A 12,344-nucleotide genomic window follows, 5' to 3' on the forward strand; every position below is an offset into this window, starting at 1 on the left:
GACCGCCAAGCCCGGCGGCGCCGCCCGCAGCCCGTCCCCTTTGCTCTGCACCCACGGACGCAACGCTCCACCCAGCGCGACCGTCTGATGTGGCCCCCTGCAACACGTGATCTCGCACGCGTGCAGTTCGCCGCCGGTGTTGCGGGTATGGGTGCAGAGCAAAGGAGGAACAGGATGTCCTGCGGGGTCGACGGAACATGACGCAGAGTCACGCCGATCGGCGCTGGCAAAGCGCCGCCGTAGCCAGTCACGGAACGCTCGCCGAGGGCGGCACCACCAGCCTTGGCCGTGGTCTCGGCGGCCAGGGCGGCTAGGGCCTTGGGCAGCGCGGGCGTCGCCTTGTAGAGCTTGCACGGCCCTGGACGTCGATGGGGGCGCACGAAGCCCAGCCCGCCTTCGATGCGCCAGACCTTCTGCCGGCTGTGCGGTACGGCGCCTCGGCCGCTCCGTCGAGTGTGACCCGCTAACCCGTTGCCGGTCGGGGCAGCGCCGCCTAGCTTGCTCATCGTGCAGAGCATTGGTCCCGGCGCGAACGGGTGCGTCAGGTGAGTGGTCGTCTCCGCGAGATTGCCCGACAGACGGTCGAGATCGCCGAGTCGGGGCGCTACCGCAATGGCGCCGGTGACGACGTCGGCATCGGTGCGGCCGTACGTGCCGCTGTCGCCGGCACTCGTCATCACCTGCCGGACGAGGTGCTCGCGGTGGGGGACGCGGAGCCCGGCGCCGGCACGGTGGAGGTGACGCACGAGTCGACGTTGCAGGCGGCGTGCCGGCTGGGGTCTGGTGCGGCGTGTCTGGTGTTCGCGTCGGCGAAGAATCCGGGTGGCGGGTTCCTGGGTGGGGCAAAGGCACAGGAGGAGAGCATCGCTCGCTCGTCGGCGCTGTACCCGTGTCTACTCGCCGTGCCGGAGTTCTATGCGTTCCACCGTGGGCAGCGGGATCTGCGGTACAGCGACAGGATCATCTACTCCCCGGGCGTACCGGTGTTGCGGGACGACAAGGGCAACCTGCTCGACCAGCCGTACACGACGTCGTTTCTGACCGCTGCGGCGCCGAACCTGGGCGCGATCCTCCGCAACCAGCCCGAGCACGCGGCGGATGTGCCGGCGGTGCTGGCCCGGCGTGCCCGGCGGGTGCTGGAGGTCGCGGCTGCGCACGGGCATCGGACGATGGTGTTGGGCGCGTGGGGGTGCGGGGTGTTCCGCAACGGTCCCGTGACGGTTGCCGAGGCATTCGCCGACGCGCTGCGGGTGGTCGACCGATTCGACCGCGTGGTGTTCGCCATCCGCGACGGCCTGCCGGGCACACCCGTGTATCGCACCTTCGTGGAGCGCTTTTCGGGGACCGCCGCGAAATCGGGTGACGATCGGGGGTGAGGATCCGGGTGCCGCAGGCGGTGACGGCACCCGGATCCCGCGAAGTCGACGCCGGGTGTGTCGGGGTGAGCGTCAGACGGTGTAGAGGACCTTCACGCCGCTGATGCTCGTCGCCGAGACGGCGGTGCCACGGACGCCGGAGTTGAGGTTCCGCCAGCCGGCGTTGCTGGCCGCCTCGTGCACCATCCCCCCAGCCACGGTGTAGATGATCTTCACCCCGTTGAAGTTGATCGCGGCGAGGGCGTCGGAGCTGACGCCGGAGATGCCGGTCCAGAGGTTGCGCCAGCCGTTGGCGCTGGACGCCTCGTACACCATTCCGCCGGCCACGGTGTAGATGTACTTCACTCCGTCGACGCTGATCACGGCGAGGGCGTTGTTGCTGACGCCGGAGATGCCGGTGTTCCTGTTCACCCAGCCGGCGTTGCTGGCCGCCTCGTGCACCATCCCGCCGGCCACGGTGTAGATGATTTTCACCCCGTTGAGGTTGATCGCGGCGAGGGCGTTGTTGCTGACGCCGGAGATGCCGGTCCAGAGGTTGCGCCAGCCGTTGGCGCTGGACGCCTCGTACACCATTCCGCCGGCCACGGTGTAGATGTACTTCACTCCGTCGACGCTGATCACGGCGAGGGCGTTGTTGCTGACGCCGGAGATGCCGGTCCAGAGGTTGCGCCACCCGGTGTCGCTGGACGCCTCGTACACCAGGCCGTTGTTGACCGTGTAGAGCAGCTTGTTGCCGCCGATGACCATCGAGGCGGTGGCCGAGCCGGTGATGCTGTTGACCGGCAGCATCTGCCAACCACTGTGGCTGCCGGACTCGTACACCTGGCGGTTGGCGGCCTGCCCACAGTTCTGGCTGGTCATGTTCCGGGCCGGTGAGGTGGGACCGGAGATGTAGAGGGGGCCGGTGGACGGGCTGCCGTCGGACGTGATGCCGGAGGCCACCCCGTTGAAGTACGACTCGGTCTTGACGCCGTCGCGCACCTGCTCGTAGTGCAGGTGCGGGCCGGTGGAGTTGCCGGTGCTGCCGACCCGGCCGATCTGCTGGCCGGTCGACACCCACTGCCCGGCAGTGACCATCGGTGCCTCGATCATGTGCAGGGAGAGCGTCCGCCAACCGCCGCCGTGATCGATGACCACGTACCAGCCGCCGCCGTTCCCCCAGCCGGCGAACGTGACGGTGCCGCTGTACGAGGCGAGGACCGGGCGGCCGTTGCTGGTCCCGCCGGTGAAGGTCAGGTCGATGTCGTAGTCGTCGTGGCCGTAGTAGGTGGCCATTCTCCAGGTCTCACCGCAACTCACCGGCATCTGGAAGTTGGGTCGGGGGCCGGCGGCCTGGGCTGGGGTGGCCACGACAGCGGCGGTGCCCGCGACCGCGAGCACTGCCGCGCCGGCGGTCGCGAGTACCCGGCAGGCCGCCGTGAGGACCCGGGCGAGTGGACCCGTCATGTAAGTTCCCTCCTGGGAAAGCTGAGGTAGAAGGATGTCGATCATACGGCCGAAGCGCCCTGCGGAGAGACCTGCGGGTGAGGTGCCCGTCGTCCCCAGTGTTCTCGCCGCCCAGCCTCGGCCTTTCGTGGCGGCCGTGATCTCGGGTGTCCAGTGGGGCCGGTGAATATGGCGAAGCGCCTGCCACGTAAGGCGATTCCGGTCACCACGCAGCCCGCGGCTCGGCAGAGGGCGATTCCGGATGTCGGGCCGTGGTGGCGAAGTCCCGGCGGAAATGGTGCTGCGATTGGGAGATCTGGTATATGGCGCAATTCCCACGCGCTGGTGAGTGAGAGTGGTCTGGGTCGGATGACGCCTATGGTCCGTACGGCATCGATGTGAAACGATAGCGCCCCGAAGTGACGAATGGCGGTTGTCGGCCGGCGCGCGCAATGCGCCGAGCCGGCCTGTCAGCGTGGGAAGGGGCACCCGGCTCTTGTCGTCGATACTTCTCTTCGTCGTCGGTGCCGCACTGCTGATCTACAGTGCGGAGAAGCTGATCTCCTATCTCGTCGGTGCCGCGGCCGGCCTGCGTGTCTCCGTCTTTCTGCTCGCGATCATATTCACCGGAATAGAGTTCGACGACGTCGCCTTCGGGGTGGCGCTCAACATGGAGGACCTCAGCGGCGTCGCGCTCGGCACCGTCTTCGGCACGGCGATCTCGATGATCGGGGTGGTGCTCGCCCTCGCCGCGATCATCTCGCCCACCCGGGTCGCCGTCCCGGGTCGCTACCTCGCCCTGTTCGCCGTCGCGCCCCTGGTGCTGATCCCCTTCCTCGTGTTCGGGCCCCTCACCCCGCTCCACGGCGTGCTGCTCCTGCTGCTGTTCGCGTTCTTCCTCGGCTACGTGGCGATGCGGGAGCTTCGGCGGGGCACGCCGGCTACCGGCACGCCGCCCCTCGTCGTGCCGATGCCGTTCGACCGGGCCCGGCCGCTTCCCGGCTGGGCGGCGATCGGGCTGGCCGTCGTCGCGCTCGTCGGTCTCGTCGTCGGTGCGGCCATGACCAGCATCGGCACCGAGGGCCTGCTGGAGGAGTTCCGGATCCAGGGGGCCCTGTTCGGTGCCACCATCGCCACCCTCGTGCTCACCCTGGAGGACGTGCTCCTGACCGTCGAGCCCACCCGCAGGGGCGCCGCCGACATCGGCCTCGCGAACGTCGTCGGCAGCGTCGTCTTCGGCGTGACCGGGAAGCTCGGCATCATCCTGCTCGTCGGGGGCAGCATCGTCGTCGACGACGAGGTGCTCTCCTGGCACCTCCCGGTGCTCGTCGGCATGACCGCCCTCGCCGCCTGCTTCCTCTCCACCGGCCGGCTGCGGCGCTGGCACGGGTACGTGCTGCTCGCCGCCTACGTCGCGTACTGGGTCGTCAGCTTCGCCGTCTTCGGTGAAGCGCCGGTCGAGGCCGACTGATCGGCGACGACCCGATCCGCGACGCCGGAAGGCCTACGGCTGGCCGGACGGCATCGGCAAGGTCACCGGCTGCACCGCCAGCGAGCTGGCACCGTCGATCGACGCTGTCGTCGACGTCCGCGGTCCGGGTCAGCGAACCTCGCAGGGTGCGCCGTTGAGGGTGAAGGCCGTGGGTGGCGCGTCGCTGTCGTGCCACGTGCCCTGGATGCCGAACGTCGCGGTGCCTGCGGGGGAGATGACGGCGTTCCAGGTCTCGTTGCGGGCCGTGACGGTGGTGCCGGTCTGGGCGATGGCCGCGTTCCAGCCGCCGGTCACGCGCTGGTCGCCGGCGAAGTCGAAGGCGAGCGTCCAGCCGTTGATCGGTGCGCCCGCGATGGCGGCGATGGTGACCTCGGCGACGAAGCCGCCGGCCCACCGGCTGACGTTGCGGTACGTCACCGCGCATCCCGGCGGCGGCGGTGCCGCCGTGATCTCCAGGTTGGCGGAGCCTGCGTCGAGCAGCGTGCTGCCGAGGGTGAACTGGGCGGTGACCAGAAGCCGGGTGGCGGTGCAGCCGGCATACGTGTTGTAGCGGGACGTCGCCGTGAACGTCCCACCGGCCTCGATGGTGACCGGGCGTGCCGGGAGCGGCTCCACGATGGGGCATCCGGGCGGGACGCCGGGGCCGGAGCCGAGGAACTGTTGGTAGGAGAAGAACGAGGCCTGCTGTGGCGTGTCGGTGCAGTTCTGCGCGACGACCGTCAGGGTGCTGCCCTGGCCGGGCATGATCTGTGGCGGCGACCAGGTCATCGACGTGATCCGGACGGTGCCGGTGCAGGCCGGATCGGCGGCTTGCGCGGGGGCGGGGGCGGTGAGGGCGGCGCCGGTGGTCAACAGCGCGGCGAGGACGGCGGCGAGCTTGCGCAACGAAACCTCCTGCGGGACGAATGCGAGCCGTTGCACAGCACACCGAACATACTGATGTAAGTCAATCGCCGGCCCCTTGCCGGATCCTGGGCGAAGACGCGCGCGACGCGGCTGGTGTGCCGAGGAGCCGCTCGATGAGGCGGGCCTCGCCCGGCCAGGCGGCCAGCAGGACGTCCCGGGGCACCTGCCGGCCGGCGTAGCGCAGGGCGAGCGCCACCACGACGATGTCGTCGAGGGGCCCGATGACGGGCAGGAACTCGGGGATCAGGTCGACGGGGCTGGCCACCCAGAGGCCGGCGAGCAGGACGGCGACCTTGGCCCGGCGGGGCACCCTGGGGTCCCTGCGCAGCCGGCGGACCATGGTGACGCAGTCCGGGACGAAGGCGGCGAGGTCCCGCAGCAGGCCGGGCGGGAGCCGGCGGGCCAGCAGGATCAGCAGCGCCCACGAGGCGAGCAGCAGCGCGACCGCGCCGGCCAGGGCGACGGCCCAGTCGCGCCAGACAAGGCCATGATCGGGTACGAGGTGCACGACTCGTCAACGTAGTCGCGCCCCCGGGGGACGTGGGCAGGAGGTGCGGGTGTCAGCAGGAGCCCTCGTGCCAGCTGAGCTGAGTCACGGTCACCGGCAGGTAGAAGATGTTGCCGCCGGGGGGCGTGCAGAGCGTGTAGTGGCTCGTCGACCCGTCCGGCCAGGTGTAGGAGTATTTCATGTCGACGTTGCGGGGCGTGTAGTTGTAGTAGGTCTTCGCCGGGACGCTGCCGGACCACTCGCCGGCACTCACCAGGGACGGAGTCTCCACGGGGGCGGGGTTCGGGTGCGCCCAGTTGGGCCAGACGCAGAACGTGCCCTGCGCGCAGTTTCCGGGCGGCCACGCCTCGGAGGCCTGGGAAGCTGCCGCCGATGCGGTGGGCGCGGTGGCGAGCAGGGTCGCGGCGGACGCGGCGACGGCAAGGGACTTCAGCAGCATGGCGTTCCTCCCCGAATATTCATCGAACCCGGTCAAATTAACACCGGTGTAGTTGAGCGGTCAAGCAGTTGGGCGGCGTGGTACGTGCCGGCTGCCATCAGGGCTGCGCATAGGGCAACCTTCGAGAACCGGGGTGGTGGCAGCCGGTGTGAAACTCATGGATCTCTTACTCCCGGAAGGCGGAGTCATCATGAGTAACGACACCGTGCTCATACTCTTCCCCATCGCTGTCGGCATCGTCATGCTCGGGCTCGGCCTCACGCTGACCCTCGACGACTTCCGCCGGGTGGTGCGCTACCCCAAGGCGATGGTCGTCTGCCTGGTCTCCCAGATGCTGATCCTGCCGGCGATCTGCCTGGGCCTGGTCGTCGCCTTCGACCTGCGACCCGAGCTGGCGGTCGGCATGATGCTGCTCGCCGCCTCACCGGGCGGCAGCACGGCCAGCCTCTACAGCCACCTGTTCAAGGGTGACCTCGCGCTCAACATCTCGCTGACCGCCGTCAACTCCGTGCTCGCGCTGTTCACCCTGCCGGTCATCGTGAACCTGTCGGTTGCGGGCTTCGTCGGCTCGGACAGCTCGATCGGCCTCCAGTTCGACAAGGTGATCCAGGTGTTCGCCCTGGTGCTGATCCCGATCGCGATCGGGATGACCATCCGGGCGAGGTTCACCGCCGCCGCCCTGCGCCTGGAGCGCGCCGTCAAGGTCCTGTCGGTGGTGGTGCTGATCCTGATGATCTCCAGCGTGATCGCCGGCCTCGGCGCGGAGGTGTTCGACATCCTCGGCGAGATCATCCTCGCGGTGGTGGCGTTCAACCTGATCAGCATGGGCCTCGGCTACTTCGGCCCCCGGCTGCTGCGCGTCGGCGAGCGGGAGTCGATCGCCTCGGCGTTCGAGATCGGCCTGCACAACGCCAGCCTGGCCATCACCATCGGGATGAGCCCGACGCTGCTCGACAACTCGACGATGGCGATGCCGTCGGTGACGTACGGCTTCGTCATGTTCTTCACCGCCGCCGTCTTCGGCGTCGTCGTCTCCCGTCGCGTGCGCGCGGGGGCCGCGACCGGCGGCTTGTCGGCGGCGTCGAGCCGGGTGTGACCTCCGGTTCGCGCCGGATCCGATCCCGATCCCGATCGGGTCCGGCGCGGCCGTGGTCGTGGTCCTGCCGCCCGTGGTGGCCCCGCCCGGTCAGCGCGACGACGGCGCGTCCGGGGGCGCGACGCAGGCCGGCGGGAGGTGGAACCAGCGCAGCGCCTCGACGCCGGGCGGCAGCCCGGTGGGGCCCTCGTCGAGGCGGTCGTCGCGGCCGGCGAGGATCCGCCGCGCCTCGCGCAGGTATCCGGCCAGGGCGTCCTCGCCGACCCGCTCCCGCCGGCCGGCGGGCGTCGGGCCGCCGACCAGCAGGGCGCTCAGGTCGGCCAGGCGCAGCGGCCGTCCCGGGCCGCGACGGTGCCGCCACAGGCCGGTGCGGGCGTCGAACCGGTAGTCGGTCAGCAGCCGGTGCCCGTGCCGGGCGATCAGGTCGACCGCGTCGACGAGATAGTCGGCGACCACGTCGGAGACGAAGTAGTTGAAGGTGATCCGCGCCCAGCCGGGCTTGATCCCCTCGCAGCCGAGGGCGATCTCCTCCCGGAACGCGCGGGAGCGTTCCTCGTCGATCCCCAGCAGGCGGTGGCCGTAGGGTCCCGCGCAGGAGCAGCCCCCGCGCGCCTGGATGCCGAACAGGTCGTTGAGCAACGCGACGACGAAGTTGTGGTGCAGGTGCCGGTCGCCGTGGCGGATCTGCACCGACACGATGGGCAGCCGCCGGGCCCGGGTGCTGCCGAGGATCTCGATCCCCGGGTTCGCCGACCAGCGGCGCAGCGCCCGCGACCACAGCCGCTCCTCGCGGGCCCGGATGACGTCGGTGCCGACGGCCTGCTTGAGGGCGAACACCAGCCCCGCCCGGATCGACTCGACGATCGCCGGCGTGCCGCCCTCCTCCCGCGCGACCGGGTCGTCGAGGTAGCGGTGGCCGACCGGGTCGACGAACGCCACCGTGCCGCCACCCGGGGTCGTCGGCACCCGGTTGCGGACCAGGTCCCGGCGCACCACCAGGATCCCCGGCGTCTGCGGGCCGCCGACGAACTTGTGCGGCGACAGGAAGACCGCGTCCTTGCCGTCGGCGGCCCCCGGGGTCGACTCGCCCATCCGGATCGGCACGTACGGGCCGGCGGCGGCGTAGTCCCAGCAGGACAGGGCGCCGTGGGCGTGCAGCAGCGCGGCGATCGAGTCGGTGTCGGAGAGGATCCCGGTGACGTTGGAGGCGGCGGAGAAGCTGCCGATGCGCAGTGGCCGGTCCGCGTACCGGGCCAGTTGCGCGGCGAGGTCCGCCCGGTCGATGTGCCCGTCCGGGTCCGCGCCGATGACGACCACCTCGGCGTACGTCTCGCGCCACGGCAGCTCGTTGGAGTGGTGCTCGTAGGGGCCCACGAACACCACCGGACGCTGCCGGGGCGGGATGCGGTCGAGCAGGCCGTGGCGGTGGGCCGGCCCGTGCGGCAGCCGCAGTTCGAGCATCCCGACCAGCTTGTCGACCGCCGCCGTGGCCCCCGAACCGCAGAAGACGACGACGTGCTCGTCGGTCCCGCCGACGGCGTCGTGGACGGTGCGTCGGGCGTCCTCGCGCAGCCGCCCGGTGGCCAGGCCGGTGGCGGAGCTCTCGGTGTGGGTGTTGGCGTAGCGGGGCAGCACCCAGTCCCGGACGGCGTCCTCCACGAAGTCCAGCGCCCGCCCCGAGGCGGTGTAGTCGGCGTACGTGATCCGGCGCGGCCCGTAGGGCCCGTCCAGCACCTCGCCCTCGCCGACGACCCCGTCCCGGATCCGGGCCAGCAGCCGCTCCGCGCTGCCCGAAGTGACCGATGTCTCCATGACGTGCTGCCTCCCCGTGGCGCGACGGCGTCGGGGCAGGTCAGCGGGCGTCGATGCCCCGAGCGTCGGTCCCCAGTGTGCCCGAAGCGTCCGGGAGGGCTTCGCCGGCGGTGGCCCGCCGCCGCGCGACTGGTGCCGGGGCGGGCGTCGGTGCGACGATCGCGACCGTCCCTGCGGCCGACACGAGGAGAGCGCGATGGTCAGTGGTGCCGAGTTGGACGACTGCCGGCGGGTCGCCGAGGAGGCGGCGCGGCTCGGCGGCCGGGAGCTGCTGCTGCGCTTCGGCGACCACGGCCGGGTCGACCACAAGACGGCGTCCACCGACCTGGTGAGCGAGGCGGACCGGGCCAGCGAGGCACGTATCGTGGCGCTGCTGCGCGCCCGTCGGCCCGACGACGGCATCGTCGCCGAGGAGGGCAGCGGCCACACCGGCAGCTCCGGGCTGCGCTGGGTGCTGGACCCCCTCGACGGGACGGTGAACTACGTCTCCGGCGTGCCGTTCTGGTGCGTCAGCGTGGCCTGCGAGGAGCGGACGCCGCACGGGTGGCGGCCGGTGGTCGGCGTGGTCCTCGACCCGGTGCACGACGAGTTGTTCCACGCCGTGCGGGGCCGGGGCGCGTTCCGCGACGACGTCCCGCTGGCCCGGCGGGCGGGCGTCGCGCTCGACGAGGTGATCCTCGCCGCCGGGTACGCGTACGACGTGGCCCACCGCAGGGTGCAGGCGGCCGTGGTCACCGACCTGGCCGGCGACGTGCGCGGGGTGCGGATGCTCGGCTCCACCGCGCTGGCCCTGGCCTGGATCGCGGCGGGGCGCTGCGACGCGTACGTCGAGGACCGCACCTTCCGGTGGGACTGGGCGGCCGGGCTGGTGATCGCCGTCGAGGCCGGCGCGGCCGTCGAGGTGAGCGGCAGCCGCGTCCTCGCCGCCCCGCCGGAGCTGATCGACGGGCTGCGTCCCCGGGTCGCCGCGCTGGGCTGACGCGGCCCGGCGCGGGCGGCGTGCCCGCAGGGGTGCGGCGGGCCGCCCGGCGAGGGGGTGCGCCGGACGGCCCGCCACGTGCGGGGAGCGCTCAGCAGAGCGCGTGGAGGGGCGGGGAACCGCGTCGCCTCAGATGAACAGGGTGTTCGGGCCCAGGCCGCAGGCGATCCGGCCGTACAGCTCGGTGTTGGTGTCGGGGTTGATCAGCCCGTGCAGGCTCATCGCGTTGACGTCGCGGACGATCCGCTGGATCGGCACGTCCCGGTAGATGGAGGTGCCGCCGCTGGCGGAGGCGAACAGGTCCACCGCCTCCTTGGCCAGCCGCGTCGCCCAGCCGTGGTCGGCGCGCACCCGGGCCCGCTCCTCGAGGGTCCACTCGGCGCCGGTGGCCGCCTTCGTGTCGACCAGGTCGGCGGCGTGGTAGGCGTGGAACTCGGCCTGCTCGATCTTCATGAGCGCGGTGCCGACCTTCAGGTGGGTGACCGGGGCCTCGCTCTGGTTCTCGTACTCCGTGTAGGTGATCTTCCGGCCGGGCAGCCGGTCGAAGAACTCGTCGCGGGCGGCCTTGGCCACGCCGACGGCCGCGCCCACGCCCGACGCCGCCGCGTTCAGCGCCGCCGGGGTGCGCCAGACGGGGGAGTCGGCGTTGCCCTGCGACAGGCCCTGCGGGATCATCGCCGCGCTCATCGGGATGATGTGGCTGTTCGGGACGAACAGGTCCCGGGCCACGGTGGTGACGCTGCCGGTCGCGGTCAGGCCGGTGGTGTACCAGTCGTCGACGATCTCCAGGCTGCCGATCGGCACCAGCGCCATGATCGGCTCCGGCTCGGCGTCGGGGCGCAGCACGACCACCGCGATCTCCTGCCACTGCGCGTGGTGGGCCCCGCTGATGAAGTGCCAGTTGCCGTTGACGACGACGCCCCCGTCGGTGGGCACGGCCGTGCCGCCGACGCTGTTGGTGCCGCACACCCGGGCGTGGGGAACGGCGAACACCTCGTCCTGGGCCTCGTCGGGGAAGAGGCCGGCGAGCCAGGTGGGGATCCACAGCACCGAGGTGACCCACGCGGTGCTGGCGTCGCCCCGGCCCAGCTCCGTGGCGACCGCCACGAGGGTGCGGGTGTCCACCTCGTACCCGCCGTAGCGGCGGGGCGTGCGGAGCCTGAACAGCCCCGCCTCCTCGATCGCGGCTACCGTCTCGTCGTGCAGCCGACGATTCTCCTCCTGCCACGCCGCGTGCTTGCGGATCAGCGGGACGAGACCCGCCGCCCGCTGGACCAGCTCCTCACGGGTGGGTGCTTCGGTGGTCGTGGACACGTGTCCTCCTCAACGGGGCGACCGGATCGACCGGGGTCGTGTCGGCCAGGCGTCCTCGACGCTGTCACACTCCGCGGGCCGTGGCCTCTTCCGGATTGCCCGGCGTCCACACAGGACAGGCGGGGGAGGAGGGGGAGGGCACGAGGGGAGAAGTCGGCAGGCGGGGCCCGTGCCAGGCTCGCAGGTGTCGCCCGGCCTCTCCCAGGCCCGGCGGCGACCGTCGAGGGAGGAACGATGGCTTTTCCGCAGATCGTCTCGCGTGAGGAATGGACCACGGCCCGGGAGAAGCTCCTGGAGGAGGAGAAGGCGCTGACCCGGGCGCGCGACCAGCTCAGCGCCGCCCGCCGGGCCATGCCCGTGGTGCCGGTGGAGAAGGAGTACGTGTTCGCCTCGCCGTCGGGCCCGGTGACGCTGCTCGACCTGTTCCAGGGCCGCCGCCAGCTCATCGTGCGGCACTTCATGTTCGCCCCGGAGGCGAAGGAGGGCTGCGTCGGCTGCTCGATGCAGGCCGACAACGTCGGCAACCTGTCGCACATGCACGCCCGGGACACCTCGTTCGTGATGATCGCCCGCGCGCCGATCGAGAAGATCGAGCAGTTCAAGGCCCGGATGGGCTGGAGCCACATCCCGTGGGTCTCGTCGTTCGGCAGCGACTTCAACTACGACTTCAACGTCTCGATGGAGAAGGGCGAGCTGCCGGCCGTCAGCTCGTTCATCCGCGACGGCGAGAAGATCTACCACGCCAGCTCGGTGTTCGACCGGGGCGGCGAGGTGTTCATCAACACCTACAACTACCTCGACGTCACCCCGCTGGGGCGGCAGGAGGAGGGGCTGGCCCACCCGTGGGACTGGTGGCGTCACCACGACCGCTACGACTCCGACGAGGCCGCCAACCCGGGCGAGAACTGGTGGACCGGGGTCAACAAGTTCCGGGTGCGCCAGGACGGCGCGGCCGCCCAGCCGGCGGAGGCCGGCACGCAGTGACGCCGGTGCGGTG

Annotated in this window: 11 protein-coding genes; 5 read left to right on the forward strand and 6 right to left on the reverse strand. The window is 71.3% G+C overall.

Translation table 11 applies throughout. From position 1 onward, the window contains the following. Nucleotides 1-545: 545 nt before the first annotated feature. Entirely contained in the window at nucleotides 546-1,376 is an 831-nt protein-coding gene (locus HDA31_RS13580; RefSeq protein WP_178065348.1) for a TIGR02452 family protein, read from the forward strand. A 72-nt stretch (nucleotides 1,377-1,448) separates the two neighbouring features. On the opposite strand, the gene HDA31_RS31780 is transcribed toward HDA31_RS13580, so the two are convergent. Then, nucleotides 1,449-2,822 (reverse strand): M23 family metallopeptidase, encoded by a 1,374-nt coding sequence (locus tag HDA31_RS31780; protein WP_219824919.1) that lies wholly within the window; start codon nucleotides 2,820-2,822, stop codon nucleotides 1,449-1,451. 475 nt (nucleotides 2,823-3,297) lie between these two features. Here HDA31_RS31780 and HDA31_RS13590 point away from each other — a divergent pair, with 475 nt between their 5' ends. Then, on the forward strand, nucleotides 3,298-4,272 hold the full coding sequence (locus tag HDA31_RS13590) for a sodium:calcium antiporter (RefSeq protein ID WP_178065349.1): 975 nt from the start codon (nucleotides 3,298-3,300) through the stop codon (nucleotides 4,270-4,272). Between the two features lie 129 nt (nucleotides 4,273-4,401). Here HDA31_RS13590 and HDA31_RS13595 read toward each other — a convergent pair whose 3' ends face one another. The 3 genes from HDA31_RS13595 to HDA31_RS13605 are packed head-to-tail and all read right to left on the reverse strand — an operon-like array spanning nucleotide 4,402 to nucleotide 6,146. Continuing rightward, a complete protein-coding gene (locus HDA31_RS13595; RefSeq protein WP_246383958.1) occupies nucleotides 4,402-5,214 on the reverse strand; it encodes a cellulose-binding domain-containing protein in 813 nt (270 codons plus the stop codon). Between the two features lie 25 nt (nucleotides 5,215-5,239). Next, nucleotides 5,240-5,707, reverse strand: coding sequence for a YkvA family protein (locus tag HDA31_RS13600; RefSeq protein WP_246383960.1), 468 nt, complete (start codon nucleotides 5,705-5,707; stop codon nucleotides 5,240-5,242). A 52-nt stretch (nucleotides 5,708-5,759) separates the two neighbouring features. Continuing rightward, nucleotides 5,760-6,146: a hypothetical protein gene (locus tag HDA31_RS13605; RefSeq protein ID WP_074476310.1), complete on the reverse strand. Its 387-nt coding sequence runs from the start codon at nucleotides 6,144-6,146 to the stop codon at nucleotides 5,760-5,762. A 190-nt stretch (nucleotides 6,147-6,336) separates the two neighbouring features. On the opposite strand from HDA31_RS13605, the gene HDA31_RS13610 reads away from it, so the two are divergent. Further along, a complete protein-coding gene (locus HDA31_RS13610) occupies nucleotides 6,337-7,242 on the forward strand; it encodes a bile acid:sodium symporter family protein (RefSeq protein WP_178065350.1) in 906 nt (301 codons plus the stop codon). Between the two features lie 90 nt (nucleotides 7,243-7,332). On the opposite strand, the gene HDA31_RS13615 is transcribed toward HDA31_RS13610, so the two are convergent. After that, the gene (locus HDA31_RS13615; protein WP_178065351.1) at nucleotides 7,333-9,054 is read right to left on the reverse strand and encodes an aminotransferase class V-fold PLP-dependent enzyme; all 1,722 of its coding nucleotides are present in this window, start codon (nucleotides 9,052-9,054) and stop codon (nucleotides 7,333-7,335) included. Between the two features lie 196 nt (nucleotides 9,055-9,250). Between HDA31_RS13615 and HDA31_RS13620 the strand changes: the two genes are divergently transcribed. Next, nucleotides 9,251-10,033: an inositol monophosphatase family protein gene (locus HDA31_RS13620; protein WP_074476313.1), complete on the forward strand. Its 783-nt coding sequence runs from the start codon at nucleotides 9,251-9,253 to the stop codon at nucleotides 10,031-10,033. 129 nt (nucleotides 10,034-10,162) lie between these two features. Here the strand turns inward: HDA31_RS13620 and HDA31_RS13625 are convergent, their stop codons facing one another. After that, the gene (locus HDA31_RS13625) at nucleotides 10,163-11,347 is read right to left on the reverse strand and encodes an acyl-CoA dehydrogenase family protein (RefSeq protein WP_178065352.1); all 1,185 of its coding nucleotides are present in this window, start codon (nucleotides 11,345-11,347) and stop codon (nucleotides 10,163-10,165) included. Nucleotides 11,348-11,581: 234 nt separating this feature from the next. Here HDA31_RS13625 and HDA31_RS13630 point away from each other — a divergent pair, with 234 nt between their 5' ends. Continuing rightward, nucleotides 11,582-12,331 (forward strand): DUF899 domain-containing protein, encoded by a 750-nt coding sequence (locus tag HDA31_RS13630; RefSeq protein WP_178065353.1) that lies wholly within the window; start codon nucleotides 11,582-11,584, stop codon nucleotides 12,329-12,331. Nucleotides 12,332-12,344 lie beyond the last annotated feature (13 nt).

The sequence above is a fragment of the Micromonospora carbonacea genome (genome assembly GCF_014205165.1).
Lineage (GTDB): Bacteria > Actinomycetota > Actinomycetes > Mycobacteriales > Micromonosporaceae > Micromonospora > Micromonospora carbonacea.